The sequence below is a fragment of the Paenibacillus lacisoli genome, from assembly GCF_030580655.1.
Classification (GTDB): Bacteria; Bacillota; Bacilli; order Paenibacillales; family Paenibacillaceae; genus Paenibacillus; species Paenibacillus lacisoli.
In genome coordinates, this window is sequence record NZ_JAUQTB010000001.1 from 566,642 (window position 1) to 588,864 (window position 22,223).

A 22,223-nucleotide genomic window follows, 5' to 3' on the forward strand; every position below is an offset into this window, starting at 1 on the left:
TCATTTAAAAGTCATGAAGACATTAGACGTTAAATGTTGAGCCCGAATCCACTGCAACACTTCATCATTTAAATCATCCAAAGTTGCTGAACCAGCAGCCATCTTTTCAAGAAAATGCTGGATCCGTGGGCTCGCCCCAAGCGATGCAATAAACTGCTTCGCCTCTTCAAGAACATTTTGATACTGTTTCAAATTTTGTTCGGAGAGCGGCCATGTTTTCTCTATATTAGTAAAAGTCTGAAGCAGGTTATCAATTGTGCTTGTTTCGTTATGAATGCGACGGAATACTTCCAACGCTTTTCTACTCTCTTGATGCTGTCCTTTTGCAATTGCTGGCCATTGCGCTTTTGCCTCCCGTTGGAGGGGCTCAAAAGACCGGACACTTTGCCCAAACTTTGATCTCGGTTCATTTCTAATATTCTGCATTAGCTCTTTTAAGCCTTGAATAGTCTCGTTCACTTGAGATAAATGCCATTGCCCTGGATACTTCTTCTCGACCATACGAATCGCTTTCACTTCTTTAACAAGCGGAGGAAGCTTTTCCTGAACAAATTGGCCAAATTCTTCACTCCGCCTATGACGATCTTGTAATTGTTGTGCTTCTTTTGCCTGCTGAATTAATTCTTGTGTAGATTTTATTTTATCTCTTAGCATAGAGAACCTCCTCGCTCAACAGTTGAAGTTCACCATACCAAGTTTTGAGTGCATTCTTGGTTTCTTCTTCCACATTGGTAACTGAACTAGATGCCTGACTCATCTGGGCAAGGCGCTGTCTATAAGTGGACTGCAATCGATCCAGAAGTTGATGAAAACTTACAATAGACTCATAGTAAGGTCGAAGTGCTGCAATTGGATCTTGGGATAAACCAATAAATTGACTAGCTTCCCCTTTTCTTTTCGTAAGCATAGCAATGGCCTGTAAATGAGGTGCAATTACACTAGGATTGCATTGATTCGATTGCATCCATTTAAATGGTGCTGGATCATAGTTCTCCCTTTGTGCCGTAAGCCAACTCAACATCTCTTTTATCTCGTCGAAGAGCAAACCAACATCATGAATATCCTCCCCGATTAAATTTTGCATATGTTTAGCGAACTGTTCCGCCTTTTCATATTCAGCCCTAGTAGCTTCAGGCAAGGTTCTCACGATATCATGCAACACATGAATCGATTGATACCATGCATCATTTTTTGAACTTGGTCGTTCTGGAAGTGAAAGTTGTTCAAACGCCCAGTTATCCCCTAATGTTTTCTTAAGAACAGGCAAAACTTTTGCAGCGTGCAAGTAAAACACGTTTGTGTTGGTCCCTCTACTAATATCACCTTGAACTAAATTGAAGTGCCGCAAAAAGCGTTCACTAAATTCTTTTAGATCACTAGGTAGTAACTTCTGAAGGGCTTGCCATTTAGGATCACGTGTGGTATCCACTTTTATTGGTAAGATCGAATGGGCTAATTCATGATACAGTTCTTCTGCTGTTGAAACTGTTCCTGTAAGTGAACCACTTAATGTAATAGCAACGAGCTGCCCCATAGTCGTATACTCATCCATTTGCACAGATGAAGTGCCGGTTTGGAAAGGATCTCGGATGAACGCAACGATTTTATTCTCTTGCTGGCTCATCCAATCGTATAATGCTAGAGCATATTCTTCAGCACCATTAAAGTCCCATGATTTTTTGCCTCGATCTTTCCATGCAGCAAGTGCCAACAAAGCGTATCTTAACGATTCGCTCCTTTCAAAAATGAGGGTAGTCCCTGCGGAAACATTGCCAAAATAATCTTCAATGACTACACGGCGCGTATTAAAATACTCTTTTACTTGCAAAGCAGATACACCATTATCTTCCCATCGTATAAATTCACTCAGTGCGTCAAGCAAATCTTCTAGTAACTTCGAGACTAGCTTTTCGCCTCGCATCCATCTTTCAATCTGACCTTCGGTTTCACGGAAGCGTTTCTCTTTCGGATCCTCAATGTCCCTAGGAGTAACAGGTTCAATGGCTGGTTTGTTTATCTCACCGTTACCATCTTCATGTTTAGGCTTATCCCCTGGGATATCTCTAAGATTAGGGCGATGCACAACAACTCCATTACCAAGCCCTGCTTTGTTTCCCTGTCCAATCGCTATTGGTCCCTGATTGTTTCCCTTATTCCCATTTCCACTTGATAGAGGTGCCGTGATTGTATTTCCTCTTAGAATTGGTAGCCCAAACGAGCGAAATACATCTTCAGAAAGACCACCAACAACCTTTACCCCATTAATTGTAAAAGCGTCTAGCGTGCGATTGCCCCAGATCCGAAATAATGACATATACCGGTTTACCTTATCAGGAGCAGATTCACGTTTTAATACAGCATCATCATTTGAATCTTTCCAAGCAACATCTAATCCAAATGACGTGTAGTCGGGTGGAAACATTTCTTGTCCATGAATGATCATGGAATGAACATACTTTAAGATGACATCTTGCAGAAAACGCCTAGGCGTCCTTAGTTCTTTTTTCTGATGGAAATTGGCTAATGCCGTTTGGTTAAACGGGAACAAAGTCATCGTATGTTCGCCAATCTTCACATGCGCCCATTGATGCTCGCTAAACACATCCGCAATGGGAAGTTGCTCTTGCTTGGCCCCATTTAGCAACCAAGTTTCCACCAATTGAGGTTCTACATAAATAGCATTTAAGTAGCGTGCCGTCATATCGACGATATCCGAAACTTCACCAAAAGCATCATCTACATAGACATTGGCAGTTACACGTTCCTTAAAGTTATCGTTGATCGAGTTATCATAATACCAGTTTGTTACACCTACGATAGAAATTAACCTACAAAGAGATTCGTCGTATTCCGTTCCCTCATGCGTGTAGGCCAACACATCCATAAGCGCTTTATCGATACCTGTAAAAGATGTGATATCTTCAATAAGCAACGTTAAACTTTTACCGTTACGTTTTAATTCTTGTCGAAGTAACTTGAAAATATCTGCTAAGTCTGTCCCACGGAATTGCGTACATTCTTGAACGACCCGATCCAGAAAACTGTTCAAGTAAGCAGCATACCGCTCCCGTTTTATGAGAATCTCTTGCTGCTCCATCGAATTGGTTGAGTCTGCAACAGATTCAGCAAAATGAAGCGCTCTTTTCCCAGCGTCAGAACGCTTTATAATTTCCAGTTGTGACAATGTAATTCTGAAATCATTTGGTTCGAATCGAGGGGTTACATCCGTCATCACTTCATTTCTTGCTTCTGAAGCCAACTTCATTTGAATCCGTTCGATAGGACCGTTCTCTCCCATCAGGTAAAGCTGTGTGTCTTGATCGACTAAGAAAGCGTATAACCCTTTGCGTTCGCGAGGACTAAAGTTATTGTCCTCCCCCTCTTCCTCTACGGCAATCGCAAAGTGATGAATGATACGTTGTTTTAAACCATCCTTGCTCAAATGCTCGTTCGCTTGGACTAACTTACGTAACTTCTCTGTCATATCACTCTCTTGGAAGGCCTTAGCATTAATGATTTGCTCTAAGGCACCACGAAGTGTACTTTGAGCTCTTGAAATGAATAATACGGTTTCTTTTTCTTTATCGATCATACCTGAAAACGAGAGTTGCTCATTAACCCACCGGATCAGATGTGATTTACCCGATCCGTTATCACCTGTTACCATCACAAAGTGATGTTGATCCATGTGATTAAATATGGAATTGAAGAAATTTTCTTCATGTACGAAGTCAACTTCTTCCTTTTTCATATTTCGCGGCACATACTTTAATTTTTCAAACGGTTTATGTGTAGCTAAGAAATATGCTTCGCTCGTATCTTTTGCCTCTACTTTAATGACTTGATTTAATCGCTTCGCGATAGCAAGATGTTTCATCCTTCTTGGCCTCCTACTATCTTAATACCAGTAACGGCAGAAGACACTTCATGTAATTTACTCGGGGTTAAATGCCAAACGTCCCCAGCATCCCTTGTTTGAACAAGTTCAACGATACCTTGCGAATGGAGTGATCTCAACCCTGTCGAAAGCGCATAGGACAATTGCTGAGATCCGTTTCTCTCTGAATAGACTTGCTCATTGTATATTCCCCCGTCAAGTTCAGGTAATGCGAGAGCCAGCCAACTCATAAACGTTCGGAAAGGTATTAATTTCCCTTTATCTAGTGAAGTGTCGAACATCAATTCCTCTTTCAAGCGAAGCGAAGGATTAACTAAAAAACTACCCTTATGTTCGAATCCATATCCTAAATAAGAAGCCCAGTTCATCCAACCTTTTGTATTGGTCGTGTTGTATTCCCGATTTCTATCTTCATTACTTAACCCAATACCTTTTGTCTTGGATGTGACATCAAGGAAGAAACTGCTTACCAGTTTTTCTGATTTGTAAGTCATAACGTCTTGCCCTTTTCCAAGAGCCCACGCCATAAATCGATGAAACACCAGATCTGGTTGTTGATGGGCATTACGAATAATTTCACGTCGGAATGTCACGGGATCTTGTGCCGCGTTAGGTGACATATTGGAGATCACTTTGCGATCTTTGTTTTCTACAATGAGATTTCCCTTTGAGGCAAAGTTATAACATTCCGCTGCTATATTTTCACTTGTGTTAACAGCAGGCGGTTGAAGTAATTCAAGAAGTTCATTCTTCGTGTAGGAGGAATACTCTACCAACTGGCACAATGCTCTGACACGCTCTGGTGTTTGCATGTTTTTTATGGAATTATCAAATGGCATTCAAAGCCCTCCTTTTTACAGGTTAATATAGTGCGATATCTGCCTTGCGCTGATGCTTAGCAAGAAACTCATCCAACGGCAAGGATAAATGATCGAGTACATCCCGAATGGACTTTCCTTCATCGAGAATTTTCATCTCAGGGTCCACAATATGAATAAAAACCGTCTCTTCGGATTGATGATATAGCTTCTTCATCCACGTATAAAAAAGGTTTGCTATGGTTAGGTCAGAAGGATAAATAATGGCTACAGGTCCATCTATTTCTTTTGCATATGGATACTGTAATTCCTCTTGTTGAAGAAATAGATAATGCCTCTTCTTGCTCTCATCCGGTGATTGCGCCATAATCGTACGAATAACGTTGTCATCAAGTGGTGGTAATACGATGGTTCGTATATTCGTATTGATTAGAGCCTGGATAATGACTGGATAGTCATCACCTTTTACATGCTGCAAAGACGTTGTCATTAGTAGATGACGAAAACCAATTAGATAAGGAAACAAAGTATCTCCGATAGTAACCGATTCTTTTTTCAAGCGAGAACGGAATGGGAAATTAATTTTTGTCGCATTGTAACGCAAATATTGACCATTATTCACGCAATAAGTACATCCCCCACAGACAGTCTCACTATATGGATAGGTTTCAACTAAATAGTCGGAAAGACAACGATCCGCTGGATGATATAAATATTCCTTTATGACTTCAAGTTCCTCTATCACTCTATCTTTTTCACGCTCACGCTCCGGGGTGATCACACGCAATAGAGTCTGTGCATCGTTCAAACTGCTATACACTAAGGTACGAACTTTTAAACGAGGTACATTTGATGTATCTACTTCTGAACGTTCAAACTCAACTAATTCAAGCAATCCATTACGTACCATAAGTAAGACGGTTGCAACGTTCCAATTCTCATTTCTCGCCCCGGAAACCGTATCCTTGAGCTTCTCTCGCTGGGTGGCCATATTGAGCCACATCTCGTCTGCTCGTTCACCTGGTTCGGCATTCTCAAAAAGGGCCATCCACCGATCGACGAGAAGCTCCGCTGTAAGAAACTGCCTAGAAACTTGACCTCGAACGATTTCGATATCATTTTTGATGTAGCATACTAAGCTAACGGATGCAAAGCCATCGCGTCCACTACGGCCTACCTCCTGATAGTATCGATTTAAACTCTCAGGTATCCCACAATGAATAATAGTCCGAACATCTGCTTTATCTACACCCATGCCGAATGCACTTGTAGCAACCATAATGTCGATGCTATTTTCATTCCATTGACGAAGAAGTTCTCTTCGCTCATTATCTTTGGTATCGCCGGTAAACTGATTAACACGCGAATAACCTTCATCCTTTAAACGCTCGACCCATTTTGTAGCATGCTCAATGGTATTGACATATAAGATCAGTGGTCTAGGCAAAAAGCCTATTCCCCTCGTTATTTTCGCAAATCGATTTTCTTCAGTTATAGCTTTATCCACCATGTAGGCAGGCTCATAACGAAGGCCATCACAACGAACCTCTGTATATTTACCTTCTACTCCGAACAGGTCTTTCAATACCTTAGAAGTCCATGGTGTCAGTGTGGCAGACATTAAAATCGTCTTTACCTTTCCACTACTTCTTTCGAGTAGTTGCTTATGATAGGCTGATAGCAACTGGAATCCCGTTCGAAAACTGTTTCCCCAGTCAACAACAATATGAGCCTCATCAATAACAAACCGATTAACTTGGCCTCTAGCGGCCGATGTTAGTAGGATTTGACCGAGTGGACCTAAGACAAGCGACTCTGGAGAGGTAAATAAGAGAGGGATCGTCCCTTCCTTTACTCCTTCAAAGATCAAATCTTTCTCCGCTTGCGGCATTTCCGATCGATAAGCCTGTGGCCGGTATTTTTCTTCCCTAGCATTGAAATATTTACTTGCTGCATTTTTTTGATCGATGGCAAGCCCAACTGTAGGTACAACAACAACTGTGATTCCAGATGTCTCACGAATGCCTCCTTTAAGCGTTCCTCCCTCCGTGTCAAAAAAAGTAGGAAGAAGACTAACGAGACTCTTTCCTCCACCTGTCGGTAAACAAATCGTTAGCGTTTCTCCAGGCAGCATCTGCATCGCAGATTGAACCAACTGCTTCTGCGTCCGAGATTGGTAGTGGGTAAATTGTGTCATACTATGAAGAACACCATCCCCTAAAACCTGATCCCTCTGCTTTCGTACTTTTAACTGATAGGCATCATTTACGGCCTCTGGGGAACTTATCCAATCTGGATACCCCCCATTCACTTGTGTGTTTACATCCGTCTCCCCATCACTGTACATAACTAACCCGAACTTCTCTGCGACTGGTTGAATACTTTTAATCCATTCTTTACTAATCACAATTTTTCGTTGGAACGTTAAGATGAATTGACGGAGATGACTCGCAAGATCCATCGCCGTTGCCTGTTTCAATGAAATGCTCGACATGGATTGGAAGAGTCTAACTAGACAGGAGGTGGCGGAACGCAGTTCCGTCGACACTGTCTTTTCATTCCTTATTTTCTCTAGCTTCTGGAGCGCAGTCTCTGGTGTTAAACGACCTTGGAGCGCCTCTTCAGCTATTTCATAACATCGATTCATTCCGTTTCACCAGCCTCACATAAGCCATAGATTCCAAACGCATGACAGGATGACGAAGTCCTTCCAATAGAGCCTGGTAAATGTTCGATAATCGTCCAATTGCAGCCTCCGAGTGTTTTTCCTGCCCAAAATACAAGTTTGCTGCGCGCATCGCATTTAGTTTGCGTCCAAAATCATTCTCAGCACGAGAAACATCAACGCGCTCCTTAACGTACTGTTCAAATTTCCTTTTGCTTTGTTCACTCGTACGGCGGATCAGATCTGACCAAATATCCGGTGGATATTGCTCCACGAATTCCTTAACCTTGTTGCCTTCACGTTTACCCAAGTGAGTTGCTTTTCTAATGCTTCCAGACAGCATCATGCTAAGAACATCTGAATTTTGTCCTTCCTGTCCGGGAACAAGGGCTTCTGCCGTTATAAAATGCTCTAATGGGGTATATCCTTGCGCATGCACCAGATGTTCCAATGGTTCCTTTAGAGCAAGTAAGTTGTTAGGGTTAAGCGATACCGACCACGTATAAACGATCCCTTCCCAATCAAAATCCGCATGAGGGATTTCAAGAGCCGTAGACCTACCCCAGTCTGTCTCCTGCGCATTATTGACAATGGCATCAAACATGCTGTTGCCTGGAGCGAAAAACGAGAGTTTCTCACGAGCTACGGCCACTTCACGCCTAAAGGTACCGCGAACCTGTCCAACTTTACCGGACTTATCCAGCAACTCCGAATTGTCTGGTTGTAGTAATAACGTACGAACCATGGATTTTGGAACAGCTCTATTTTTATCAAACATGACTACTTGACCACCTTCTATCGAATTCCCGTGTAGTCCGGTCATGTATGCCCATTTCATCATTGTATCTGCAAGTTTCATGCCACCGTCTGCATCAAACTTCGTAATGAGATTTGAAAGTTGCTCTTGGACGTGACGATCTAATTGGCGCGCCATATCAAAATATCGTTCTTCCTGTACACGCTCACGCATTCTGCCTAACATATCGTTCATGGAAGGCATCACATCCTGAAGACCATAACGCAAGTCCCGAGCAAGTGCCGATGTCATTTCGTTTTGAATATCATGGATCGCAATTTCGATTCCACTGAGTGATTCGTTAAAGATTTGAAGTCCATCACGCCATATTTGGAGTAACTGTTCTTCAATGGTCCCCTCCGAGTACACCACGACAGATAGGACGTTTCCTGTGCGACCAATACGATCTAGACGACCAATTCGTTGCTCGAGTTCAGAAGGGTTCCACGGGATATCAATATGTATAATACGATCTGCCATTTGGAAATTTCGACCTTCGCCTCCAAGAGGATCACACAACATAAATCGGCAGTTTGGATTATTCTGAAAATCGTCCACCGCCGCTTGTAGTTCTTTATCTGTCATTCCCGCATAGAAACCTCGAACGGCGTCTTTATTGAAGTGATCCGCTAATGCTTTCTCAAGTGGCAGTAAAGTCTCCGTCCAAGAAGCAAAAACAACAACTTTCTCGTCTACTGTTTCCTGAAGAATATGATCCATCACCTTCATAAGACGACCTTGAATCAGATCTGGATCATCGTAACATTCCTTTACCCTCTTCAGCTCAGATTCGGCTGCCTGACGCCAGCGTCCCACGTTTGTTTTAAGGCTATCCAAATATTCTTCTTCACCTTTTAAAATCGGGAACTGTTGTGGGATACCCTTACCTTTGCTATGTGCCTTTTTGGTAATGATATCTTTTCGACTGGTAATAGCCGCTTCAAGTGCCCAGGGGGAGCTAAACATAGCAGAAAGTAACCATCGCTGATAGTCCCCAACACTCGAATCTGAATCTGATTCTTTGATAAACTCCAAATAATCAATTATTGCATCATATGTATCACTCTCGTGATACTTCTCATCTGAACCTTTCATGACATAGGTATCCTCATAAAGTGTCCGGTCACCAAGATACTTTGCAATTTCTTTCCGACGATGGCGAAGTATTTTGCGCTCAATTTGATAATGCTCCCCTAAATATGCAAGGGCCAGTTTTACTTGAGACAACCCTTCATCTTCACTTCTTATATCGATGGAATTCACAAGTTTTTGAAAATTCGAATCTTCCAATGACTTGGCGACATCGTCAAGATCGTCTTCAAAATCTTCTGCTAGTTCATCTTCGTAATACGAAGTTAGGTCTTGCATCATGCGATGCACCTTTCTACGTAAAAACGCTTGTTTTTCCAGCAATTGCCCAAACTGACTTTCAGTCATGCGACTATACTTTGGAGGATCAAGTAAACGGACCAGACGTAAAAATTCAACCTGTCTCGATTGAATCGGTGTCGCACTTAGTAGCAACAGATGCGGGACCGTACGACTGAACTTATAAATGCTCTCGTACTCTGTGTCCATCGTGAGAAGTCGGTGGGTTTCATCAACAATACACAGATCCCACTTTCTCTGGAGCAATTGCTTTCCATCCTTAGAATTCACCTTCTCAAGAGGGAAAAGCAACAGATTCTCATGCAACTGTTCTGGCTTTCCGTCATACACCTCAAAATCAGTCCAGAATTTATAACTCAACTCATTACGCCATTGATAGAGGAGCGATTCAGGTACAATGAGAACAATACTTATTTGACCCAGTCGCTTCTGTAATCCTTTCATAATGACGGCAGCCTCAATCGTTTTACCAAGACCAACTTCGTCCGCTAACATAAAGCGACAAGGATCTTCCGATATGGCTCGTATAATAGTATCAATTTGATGTTCCATTAAAAACACACGGGAGCCGATCAACGTTTCAAATCCGAACGTCGCATTTCGTAATGTATGTAAGGAGTCTGCTACAACTTGGCGATGTAGAAACCATTGAGGATTATGAAATTCATAATTTTCAAAGCTACTCAACACATCCATATCTCCACGGGTAATGGGAACAACCAACTCCCCTTCTGACATACAGCTAATCTCACTATCGCCTTCAAATTGGACAAAGTAATAGTAGTAGCCCTTCCAATCAGAATGCGAATATGATAAAACAATCCCCTTTTTGCGCGAATTTACGAGATGGAACGGAGATTGCGGCAATATTTTGCTTCTATTAATTTGATTCAAGGAATAAGTCTCTACCTTTGGGATTCGATATGCTTCGTGCATTAAACCTGAATCGCCTGGAAAAAAGAAATCTACCATGACCTCTCCTTGCGCAGCATTAACGCGCACAATTCGCCCAATTGCGAATCGTCTTGGTAGATCGGGGTATTCGAATTCTACAGGACAACGTACATACATGCCAATCTCCATGTCACATCCACCTTTATATACCAATTCTAGTTGCAGCCTACCTATCTAAGTCTACACCGTATTACGATACTTTGGAACTAAAGATTCAACAAAAACAATGACCTTATTACTAGATTAAGAGTCTAAAGCAAGGGAATCCAGCAAAGATTTACCAAAGCAAAAAGCGGAGTTATGGTCAACTAACATCACCATAACTCCGCGTTAAGAGTCGTTGATCACACCCGACTCTATTCCTATTTAATTATCCAACATTAGTTCAGTGAGGCTTTATTCACCACCTCACCCTAACATCCCCAAATTTATCACAGACCCTAGTAGCTGTCAACCATCTTGTTCAAACCGTGATTCTATAAAAAGAATTAATTAATCAGCAAGTTCTCTTCCATCATTTTCTCTGCATACTGTTCGATCGCATCAATAATGGCTGATTCACCAGAACTACGCGGGTATACGGGAGTTGCAGTTAGGTAGTCTCCTATCCCATAAGTCAAAGCATGAGAGATATGCGTCGTCACAATAACCGATATATCTGAATTACGAGCATACTCTTTTGCACGATCAGTTAACCGATCGTCCAAACAAAGGCGTATCTTTAAAGTTGGGTTTCTTGATTGAAGATATTCAGAGGCCCGTTTCGCTGGTTTCTCAAGTAAGGTGAATATGGTGATCACTTGATTGTTCAGATTAAGTAGGGGATCTTCTTGCTTAGTAATATTACTCAACCCTACTTCAAGCACTCTCATGGTTTCATAATAACCGTTAACCCATTCCCCTAATCGATACCATTTTTGAATATGCGACGGCTTCCCTTGAAGAATATGTTGGATCAATGACTGGTCCCAATTATTCCAAAGCTCCCTCATTTTATCATTTTCAAGTGGTGAATCTACGAACAGATCCACTGCATCGAGCAGTAAATCGGAAAGAGCTGGAAATGGTGTTACATCAAACCAACTTTTAGCTACAACGTTGATCCGCTGCATCCGGTCTCATACGAAGCAATCCATCAATTAAGCGATTAAATTGTAAGGTGTTGATCTCATTCCGACTTAAGCTTTGGTCCATCAACGTTAGTAATGTCTCATATATCCCCTTCCATTTCTTTCCTTGGAAAACTTGGAGCAGTCAACGTATTATCGATTAATCGCGGGACGAGTATCTCTAACATGCGAGTTTGTTCATCTACATAAAGTTCAGTCAGATGGTCAGACATCTTTTCAATTTGTGTAAGACTTCATTCCATTGCATCATGATCTGGCAGATAAGCAAATAAGGCGTCTGTAGGAGCCTTTTGCTCCTTCATTCCATAAAACCACTCATGCCAATTCCTTGGTGCAAGTGATTCCCGTACACTCTGCCACTTTTTCGGTGAAGCAGCCTTCATACGAGACTCAACGAGTTGTAGAAGAGGCAAATGAAGTTGGAACTCACGATAAGGCGCTGTAACTATACATTCACACGTTTCCATTATAGTTTCAGTCTGACTGGTTGAAGCATTCTTCTCCATCCATGGTAAAAGGTGCTCCATCAGATCACAATATTCTTCTACTTCTAATCCAACCGTATTTAATGCCTTAAAAACAGAATTAAACAAGGTAAGATCCGCGTGCGCACCACAAGAACTCTTCAAGAGATAAGTCGACAACCAAAGATAAATTCGTTTCCATTCCAAGCGTGGCCAGTACTCATCTTTACGAAAGAAGGATATCAAATGTGAAATAGCATATATCATCTTTGTCTGTTGTGATACATCCATGTTACAAAGGGAAGTGTAGAGTTCCGTTAAACCAGGATCTTGTTCGATTAATTGAGTCATCTCCCATTGAACTGCACCTTGCCTTGCAATTTCCGATGAAACGCCAACTTCCATCTCTTCTAACTGATGAATCCAATCGATCCAATTACCTGGAACCCGACTAATGGTGTCTTGTCCAAAAGTTTGCAATTTCTGTAGAATATTTTGCATTCGCTGTGTTGCGCGAACTTTTTGTTTTTCTTCCGATTCCAACTCTTCATATGCATCCAAGGCAACTTTAATGGAAGATAAGTCAAGTAAATCAAGTGCACAATTCAATAATCCCATCGTTCGCTGAACACCAACCGGCAAGGTAAGGAGTAGCTTGAATGCTTGCTCCGTACGACCATTTTCCATTTCCACTTGTGCTTGTTTATACGGATCAGCATGGCTGGTGCTCTTTTGTAGTTGTGGTGTAATATGCGTCAGCAGTTCTTGATAGAAAGGATCCCTTAGACTACTTTTCAATTCCGAGATGTCATATTGTTTTGAAGACAGGGCAACCGCATGTACAGCATAACACTTCAACACATCTTCATTCTTCGATACTCGACGATATTGAAACAATGCACTATAGGACGGCCACGGCTCTTTTCTAAAGTGCTCCATTGCACCATCAATATCGTTTTTATCTTCATATGGAGCGATATGTTGCGCGTAGATGCCAGACAGTAATGCTTCCGTGACTGCAAGCGGTCTACGCGCGATAATCACATCTGTTATGCCTGGCAATGCAAATAGATCATCCCATAATTGAAAAGCAGATAGGTATTGAATCTGTAAAAACTTAAAATTCTGAGCATTAAACTGTCCCAGATCCCGAATGGATTGCAGAGAAACTTCAGCATCGACTTGATTCTTTACTTCAAGGGCTGTATAGAAATCCCTTAAAAGTTGATCGATATTTTGATTAAGTTTTTTACGCCCCTTCGGGCGACGCTCCCAAACACCGAACATCTTCGTTAATTGTGAATGGACCTCTTTACCATCTGCCTCAAACATAAAGTAATGGCCCTTCGTAATCTGTTCAACATGCGGTATCATGCTATGTTTATATACCTTTTGTTCCCCTCGATGAAATGTAGAGAAACTTGGGCCTAAAAATGCATATAAACTATCACCGAGCATCGAAAACTGATTCTCGTCAAAAGCTAACCCAAACCATGTCACTTTGTTATCAGAATCAATAAATGGGATGACGCTTGGCAAAGGATTGTCTGATGACAGTCTATCTACAAAAGGTTTTATCTTCTTCGCATGATTGGAATCCGGGACATTTATACTGGCTAATGTTGCCCGGTTACTGTTACCAAAGAATACTTCCAAAAAGGCTTGCATCTGAGGGGCAAAGTTCACCATTAGTCTATTACCCCCCACATATCTTTGAACGCGATTCGATTAAGCGCGACTTCTTCCATATCCGTCACAAAGAGGACGGTTTCCTCATTTAAGGAGATGCCATTGAATGTGATATTCATGGATCCACTTAAATAAAACCGATCGCTGATAATCCCCTTTGCGTGAAGCAAACTGCGCGGAATCACACGCAAATAAGGTGAGTTTCCAATTCGCTGTTCTAGTTTCGAGATAAAAGCAGGGTTGTGGGGTTCATCTTTTTTTAATCCAACAATTACACGAGTGCCTAGATCGATCAGTTTAGCGATCACCTCAGAAAGTAATACCATTCGATTTGCCCATTCCGGTTCAATCGTAACAAACTGATTCGATCGATTATCAATAACTGGGATATCCGAAATCCATGGAGATACAATCCACAAAGAATGACTAGGATTGAGTAACTCAGACACAAAAATACTTTGAAGCAGATCGGAAATTTCCCATGTGCTTTTTGATGAATGTATATACCGTCTTGTCATAACTTAAACCTCCCGTATATCCAACGTAGCAGAAATAGCATCTGCTTCCCTCTTTAAACCTGCAACGCGTGGATACACATGTAAAAAACCAACTTCAATCGGTTCGCTTGCTAAACGAAGCAAAGCTTGTTGGAGAAGATCACTTTCTTCGGGGTTTGCCATTAAACGCACAGTTCCTATTTGCTGTAGACGGGTGATTAATTTCTCCCACCAACTGGATTCAGACAGCATTACCGTTTCTAGTCCTACAATGCCATGCAAAACGAGTTCCCGGTCCGTTGGCGGATATTTAGCAAACTGGTTATTCGGTAATAATGCCCGCGTTCTTACTTGGTTTCCTCTTGGCCAGAGTAAACCGACAATGACATGGAATCTCCAGTTCGGATCCCGCAAAGCATGCTGATCAATATGACTTAGCGCCTTTTTAAAATGGTTCACAATCGTCTCAGAACTGCTAAATACGTATCCAAATACGCGGATATCCATGCAGATTCCTAATCGTTGCTCTTCATTTTTCCACAGCACCATTAAACCTTCAATAAAAGCATCGGTTAATTCATTCGAACCCGGTCGAAGAATACGGTTGTATAAGGAGTTCATTACGGCATGTGTCACCAAAATGCCTTTTCCTCGCATGTAACGCTGCAAAGACGCCAACGTTTCGGAGGAATGACTATTACCATTCAGATCACGCACATTTGCAAAATGTTTCTGTAATTTAACATCTGTTTTCCGAAGGGATAGTGTTCGTGTCATCTCGGCATCGATTAACTCCATATCCGTTGGACCTAGTGCACTTTCAATGAGACCAAAGAAACGCCGCGGATCGGCTTGATACTTCTGCAAAATATCTTCTATGATCCCACCACCCCCGGAGGTGGATTCCGTGATCCAAATGTCTGCTGCTGTTTGCTTCTCTGTGGATTCCATATTTACATCCATTATCAAATCATCTTGCGTGTGCTGGTTACTCATTTCTTTGCAAGCTTGTAATATCGCTGCTCCAAATGTAGTCAACCAGCGCATTCGAGCCCATGTATAACTTTGATCATCTAAGTCAGACCATAGCTTAGGGACATGTGAATAAATAACTTGTTCAACATCTTCTCTCTCACAAAGTAACAATACCTCTTCATGAGCTCGTTGATAGACGTGATCATTCAATTCACTATCTTCTTGATCCTCTTCTTCATCTCTTCCCTTTTCAATCTTTTTTGTTTTAAAGATGACCTGAAGGACTTTGCCACAAACCACACTAAAGGAAGCACGTTGAAGCAAATGGAATGCTTCTTCAATCGAGCACTCCTGTTTAATCGCTGTGGCTGCCAGTGCGCTTAGATAGGTTTCTGTAAGTCTTTCTAATTGAAAAGAATTCGCAATCCCTTTCAATCGATCATCTTCTATCACGCCATGTTGAAAATAAAGGGAGCGGAACGATTGCAATTTATCTGGAAAATCCTCTGTCAGATATAACTCATCGTCACTTGGCAAATTAATTTTAAAATGAATGCCGTCTGCTTCCAACATGAAACCAAGTGCAACTGGTTGATCATTACGAACAAAATTCATTCGAATATCAGACTTTATGGACTGGTGATGGTGAATATTCGCCTCCGAACCTGTTGTAAATCGTTTTACAATCACAGCAGATTGTCGACTATGGGTGTAAAAATAAACACCCTGAACGCGCTGGTACCAGACGGTTCCACTTGGTATTTTAGCCATTACGCTTTCATTGTCTTCCACATGCATCGCGTTTAACTGGCTATTCCAGATTAATGTGGCATTAGAAGTCGTCCCCACGTGGGAAGGCGTATTCGTTAACTGTAGTGTCCACGGGCGAATACACGGAAGATCTACAACTGTACCATCAGACTCCACATAAGAGACCGTACCTAACTCCTCATACTCTGGACAAAACAGTTGAATGTCCAGGGAATAAGGTTGGGAGGATTCCTCTAATGATGACGGAGCAATCCAGTGAGACTGTTTCATTTGTTTATTACCAAATCTCCGACTAACCTTGCCAGGAGCAAATGATTTTAAGGCTTGGACAATCGGCATAATGGGTGGCCCCTCGCCTTCCTCCTCACCTTCTAAAATGATCCCAATTTCAGGTAGTGTCAGATCACTAAACAATGCATGTGGAATAAATTCTGGTAACGGATGCCTCGCAATGTATCGTTCTTTCGTATTATCCTTTTGGGGATACCGGTTCCAATTAGTCTTTAAGCGACGATAAAGGGTTGGGAGTACACTAAGCATTAGAGAGCGTGGCGGTTCCCAAAGCAAGACGTACAGTTCCTCTTCAGAAATGGATAATGCTTCTTTTAAATAATCTTCCATTCTGAGTCTTGTTTTTGTTTCACAAAGAACTTCATCAATGATCTCAGAGGCTGCCTGTTGCCTTTTTTGTACATATTCACCTTTGTTTGGTTCTGCAAAATCTCCCCATAGGGATCCCTGATTAAAATACTTTCGTCTCTGCAGTTCTTCTGTCAACCAGTCCATGAAGGCATATACAGACTGCATACGAAGTACGTACCTATTATGAAGGGGGAGGTTTCTTCCCTTTAAAACGGGATCTAGCAGCATCTCGTATCCTTGGTACAAGACTCTATCACGCCCAAAATCGGACAGCACCGTAATTGTCCATGGACGCATTCCTCTCCGACGGCCCGCTCTTCCTTTACGCTGGAGAAAGGAGGCCAGATCCACAGGTGCTTTATGTTGAATGACCGCGCCTACCTGAGGATCGTTAAAACCAACTTCGAGTGATGCAGTCGCCACTACGAGTTGTGCATCAGTATCTACACCTGTATCTTGAGAACTCGTGCGTCCAAGTTTGATAGGAGTCGTTAAATTGTGGCCAATCTTCTCTGCCATTAACCAAGATTGCCCCTGCTGAAGTGCTACAGAAGAATCTGAAAAATTCTGATGTATTCGCGTTGCAGCGAGTGGATGCTTACGACGTCTACCTCTTTTGTCGTACCCTTCCGCATCACGTAAGGAATCATACAAGCGATTCGTAATATCCAAATCATCCGTAAACAGGAAGACTTTAGAGCCAAACATGGAACCCGATGGACGTTTTCCATCCAGATCCAACGCACGACGCATCAGCATAGCTGTCTGGATCGTTGCCGAAAGAAGGGCAGTGCCCGAACTAGGGTCGCCTCGCAATATCAATTGATATTCTTTCCCCTCTTCAACCAAATCCGTACCAACATTAATTTCCTCAACAAAAGATGGAGCAATATCGATTAATTGACCAAAAAAAGCTTGCGCATCCTCCAAGGTAGCTGATAAGCCTGTAAAATGAAGCGGTGATCGTAACGCATGTTTCCACCGTCGCAAAAGTAGCGCCACTTGTGCCCCATGAATCCCAGTATAGGTGTGTACCTCATCTAGTAGTACTAATCGTGGTGCTCGTTCCGCCCCAATCCCGAATAACTCTCTGGAAGAAAAATCACTCATTTGTTTATTCATCATTTCGGTCGTCGTAAATAACACATCAGGTGGTTCTTTCTTCATTCGATTACGCGTTAATATTATCTCATCTTCTTCTATAACAAAATCACAGGCAGTACAGTGAAGTCGCTCCTTTGATTGTTGGATATCCTTATCATTCCAAACCATTTCCGATTGACATGCTTCGATTGGACACTTCACATATGGACAAACATATCCATGACCTTCTTTTTTCAACCAGTTGAATTGTTTGAGTGTATGTTTGTTATAAGGAACGCTGCTGTAAATAGCACCGATTCTTATTTTTCGTTTCTTTTTAGAAAGTAAGTAGTTATCTAGTCGACGTGCCTCTTGATAGGTTTCCAGAAATTGATCTTTAAGCAGTTCATTTCTAGGATATAGCGCTACAGCTTTTGTCCAAAACTCACCTGCTTCAATCCATGAAGCAACACTCGAGAGAGCTGGTATATAAAACGATAAGGTCTTCCCTGTTCCAGTGCCTGCACAGACGATCATCCCACGCGAATCTTGCTCTTGAAGAGAACGGTACAGGCTTTTCGTTGCACTTACTTGAAACCGCGACAGTTCGATTGGCTTTTCACGAGTTAATAAAGCCTGCAAGGCTTGTACTTGTCTTTGATTGGCCTCTTCCATGACTTCATCGACCACTTGCTCAACAGCAATATTTCGTGCAGGATACCGCCTTTTCCGCGTTGTAAAACGAAAATCTGAGACTAAAGTGGATGCTATAGGCCACTCTTTCGTATCAAATATTTGACGGAGTCTAGCTAGTAAGCGTATCGTCTCTGACATTCGCGTTCGCCACATAGTCCCCTGCTTTGTCTGATATTCTCCTATTAACTTTCGCTCGACTAAAGCATCTACCGCATCATGAACATTTGTTTTTAACTTCTTGTCTTCTAACCACGATGTAGTAGCTTTATGTAGTTCCTCTTCTGTAAACCCACCATCAACATATCCCCAGGATAGTAATTTAGCTTCCTCATCCTCAAGATAACTTAGTAATTCACTGATCTCTTGATCGGTTAACATAATATCCCCCTATTAACCCAATAACAGGCGTACCCGATGTCAAATATATAACAATAGTAAATTCTATACCATTAATGACCATTTTACTATATGGGAGGAGCACCGTTCATTGTAATATAGGTCAAATTGATCATCTTGTAAGTATTTAGAAACATAAAAAGAGATGATTTCTCAAGGCGAAATCATCTCTCAGAGTTGTTAATTCCTACTTAAACCACTAGTTGAACAAAGCTAAGGTCGTTAGTCAACTTTTTTGATAACCATCTGTAACTCTACCGATTCAAATAAATTTGGAAACTGGACACTAAAGTCATTTACTAATTTTCTCCACTGCTTTTGTGGTAATACACTCGAACCTTGGTTAAAAAGTTTATAAACTTGCTTCCGGACAGCTGGCCTAATATCCGTTTGCTTATCTATTCGTTCCATGATCTCTTTTACGGTTAAGGATTCCGTGCTTAAATCAAGTTGAAGTTTTCCGATAATGACATCCACTTCTACTAATCGCTTCTCCAATTCATCCACTTGTTTTTTCACTTCATAAAAATCAATAATCTCCCAAGTCTCCAAATGCGATAACAAAGCATCATCTATGATGTGGGCATCCCGCATCGACTGATACGTCTTATATAGATATTCCCATAACGTTCTTACCTGTTCTGCTTCGGCATTTGAAATTCTCGAATTGATAATCTGTTTGACCACATGGATTGGTGTCTTCAAGAAAGTCTGATGAATTTGCGCAAAACCCTCGTTTAATGATTCCCACTGCTTAATTCGGTCCTCTAATTGGCTCCAGCCAATTACTATTTTGATTTTCGTTTCTACTGTAGTGCCTGTTAACTCAAAAAATATTCTTTCAAGATGCCTATCAAGATGCTGTGTTTTTTCAACCAATTGATCAATCTCTTCTCGAAGTGCCAGTGTTTCAGCATATCTACTTTCTAATCCGCTTTCCTGTATGAATCTCTCCAACTTACCTAAACTGAAATATTCTTCAATAGTATCATGGTCTTTGATCTTATTTATTTCAATTAATATAGACGCGTGATCCGGATGCTTCACAGATTCCAAATACGTCACATATTTTTGATACTCTAATTTTATTTTCTTGCTTTCAGATTCTAACTTTTTTTTGTACTCCATAAAGTCATTTTTTAATACGTTAAAGAACGAATTGATCGAGTGATCACTTATGCTGTATTGTTCTAGCTTTTTACGAGGTGCAAAAGCCAAGATCCATTTCTCAAAATCAATTGTATTTTGAAGAGTTTCTTGAACAGGATCAATCATATTGTCCCTCAACAGAAACCAGTCCTGATAGAACTGTTCACTTATTTCTTTTACTTGGTTGTTGAATGGAGATTTCAAATGTTGACACCATGTAAATTGGGATAGTTCCGCCCACTTTCCGACCCATTGTTTTAGACATAGTGCAATATATGGAAGGGGAAGCCCTAATTCTAACGTTAACTCTTCCTTCCAAGATTCACCTATAGTTTCTGTTTGATAAACCCACATAGCAGTTTCTATTTGATTAGCTATTTTATTAAAGGTTCTGGCTCTCTCTGAAGGCTTTTCTTGCTGTAAATTCACGATTTCAAGAACCGGATAAGATCGTTTGATGTAAATCCCATCTCCAGAGGAATCAAAAGAGATCGGGTAACGTGTCCTGTTCTCCACTTCTTTTCTTTGTACACTTGATGATAATTTTGAAGTAAAAGGTCTTTGGATACTTGTTGCCTTTACCACTTCATGTACGATACTAGCAATCCCTAGTCGGACAGATTCCAACAACTCCACATTAACATTTTCCCCTTCCACCCAATCTCGAACAATATTCTCAGTTGGGTGTGAATAATTAACCTGAGTCACCATTGGTTTACTATCTTGATCTAACTGATGAATATTGTATAGTTTGACAGTAATGGAATCGTCTCCTGCATCAAATTTCTTCAGCAAATAGCCTGGTAACGTGATTGTATCTTCTTGCTCACTTCCATACCACTCGGCAATAGACTTTACCGTCAAGTCAGAATGTTCTGCGAATTTTTCGCGTGAAATGAATGGTTGAACGGTCTGCAGTTTAGTTCCTTTTTTCTTATAAAACGCTCGTAGTATTTCCTTCGTATTTAATATCATATATCGGAGTTTTCCTTTACCAACTGGAATGGCACGATACATTCTTCTAATCATGGGTTCATTAAACGGAAGTAGACAAACCTGCTTCTCGTCAATTAGATTTTGGCCGCTAACCGGTATTAAATTCATGCAATTACCATAATTAGGGCAGTTCATGGAACATGTATAACCCTCAGCCCCTTTTAGTTCATTTAAGTATTTCGACATATATGGCACTGCTTGCTCAATATTTAAATTATAAAATGCTTTTCCTGATTCATCAGATAGCCAGAGTTTCCTTACCCTATCATCAATTGTGTCTAACGTTTGGATCCTTTGTGTCAAATCCCTTCCTTTAGTAGAGTCTAAAAGAGAACCTGGAGTCAAGCCTACAACGACATCCCAGTTTCCTTCTTCAAGAGTGATTAATTGGTCAAGTATATCGGAGGCATAAATATTTACAGATTGAACCAAATCATCAATAAGTAGCAACGGACGTATATTTCTTTCTTTAATAATATTGGATAGTTTTCTAAATAAGGAACTAATTTCTTTGCCTTCAAATAAAAAATGATCTAGTTTCTTAATAAGCGATTGTTTGACTCTTCCATAATCCATGGATAGCTGTAAGGTTGTTTTTGAAAGAAGTTCCTCAAACTGCTGTTGACTAATTAACTCCAAGGGTGATTTAATATTTCCACGCTCAATTTGTTTTGTGAATTTCGTTACGTTTTGCTCAACAATAGGCCGCAACAACAAGGCACACGGAACAATATCTTCATCAGAGTGGAACATTTCTGCAAGAGTGGACCAAACTATCTGATTAATAATTGTGATTGGCTTACTCAATAAAATATTCCATCGATTCTCATTAATTTCAATATCTGTCTGTATCCCAAGTGCATCATAACATTTCTTTATTAGAACCTGTGGGTTTAGTTCAGTTCGTGAAATCCTAACTACTGGTCTTTCAATTCCTTGTGTTTCCCAGTGGTCTTTTAGCCAACATAATAACTCTGACTTACCAGAACCTGTTGAACCGAAGATAAAATATACTCGGTTACCGCTTGCATCAATTTCTGTTAATTCTTGAAACAATTCATTCTCACTAACCTCACCGGTTAACTGATTCTGAAAATACCTATGCATAACTTGAGGAAAGTGTGTATTTCTAAAATAGGCTTTAGAAAACTGGTAACGTTGATCCGCTGTTCCTGCTAACAACTTAAGCGAATTTTTATTTAAGCAAGGCAACAT

At 41.0% G+C, this 22,223-nt stretch carries 10 protein-coding genes; all 10 read right to left on the bottom strand.

Features of this window, described 5'->3' with window-relative positions:
* Positions 1-654: a hypothetical protein gene (locus Q5741_RS02780; protein WP_305022505.1), complete on the bottom strand. Its 654-nt coding sequence runs from the start codon at positions 652-654 to the stop codon at positions 1-3.
* Complete coding sequence (locus tag Q5741_RS02785) at positions 641-3,877, bottom strand: hypothetical protein (RefSeq protein WP_305022506.1); 3,237 nt, start codon at positions 3,875-3,877, stop codon at positions 641-643. Before Q5741_RS02785 ends, Q5741_RS02780 begins: the two co-directional genes overlap by 14 nt.
* Positions 3,874-4,737, bottom strand: a complete 864-nt coding sequence (locus Q5741_RS02790; RefSeq protein WP_305022507.1) for a hypothetical protein — start codon at positions 4,735-4,737, stop codon at positions 3,874-3,876. Before Q5741_RS02790 ends, Q5741_RS02785 begins: the two co-directional genes overlap by 4 nt.
* Positions 4,738-4,759: 22 nt before the next feature.
* Positions 4,760-7,363, bottom strand: a complete 2,604-nt coding sequence (gene dpdF, locus Q5741_RS02795) for a protein DpdF (protein WP_305022508.1) — start codon at positions 7,361-7,363, stop codon at positions 4,760-4,762.
* Positions 7,347-10,649 (bottom strand): SNF2-related protein, encoded by a 3,303-nt coding sequence (locus Q5741_RS02800; RefSeq protein ID WP_305022509.1) that lies wholly within the window; start codon positions 10,647-10,649, stop codon positions 7,347-7,349. Before Q5741_RS02800 ends, dpdF begins: the two co-directional genes overlap by 17 nt.
* Before the next feature lie 359 nt (positions 10,650-11,008).
* A complete protein-coding gene (locus Q5741_RS02805; RefSeq protein ID WP_305022510.1) occupies positions 11,009-11,632 on the bottom strand; it encodes a hypothetical protein in 624 nt (207 codons plus the stop codon).
* A 251-nt stretch (positions 11,633-11,883) separates the two neighbouring features.
* Positions 11,884-13,803, bottom strand: coding sequence for a hypothetical protein (locus Q5741_RS02810; protein WP_305022511.1), 1,920 nt, complete (start codon positions 13,801-13,803; stop codon positions 11,884-11,886).
* Entirely contained in the window at positions 13,803-14,321 is a 519-nt protein-coding gene (gene dpdK, locus Q5741_RS02815) for a phospholipase D-like domain-containing protein DpdK (RefSeq protein WP_305022512.1), read from the bottom strand. Before dpdK ends, Q5741_RS02810 begins: the two co-directional genes overlap by 1 nt.
* Before the next feature lie 3 nt (positions 14,322-14,324).
* Complete coding sequence (gene dpdJ, locus Q5741_RS02820) at positions 14,325-18,845, bottom strand: protein DpdJ (protein WP_305022513.1); 4,521 nt, start codon at positions 18,843-18,845, stop codon at positions 14,325-14,327.
* Between the two features lie 240 nt (positions 18,846-19,085).
* Entirely contained in the window at positions 19,086-22,223 is a 3,138-nt protein-coding gene (locus tag Q5741_RS02825) for a hypothetical protein (RefSeq protein WP_305022514.1), read from the bottom strand.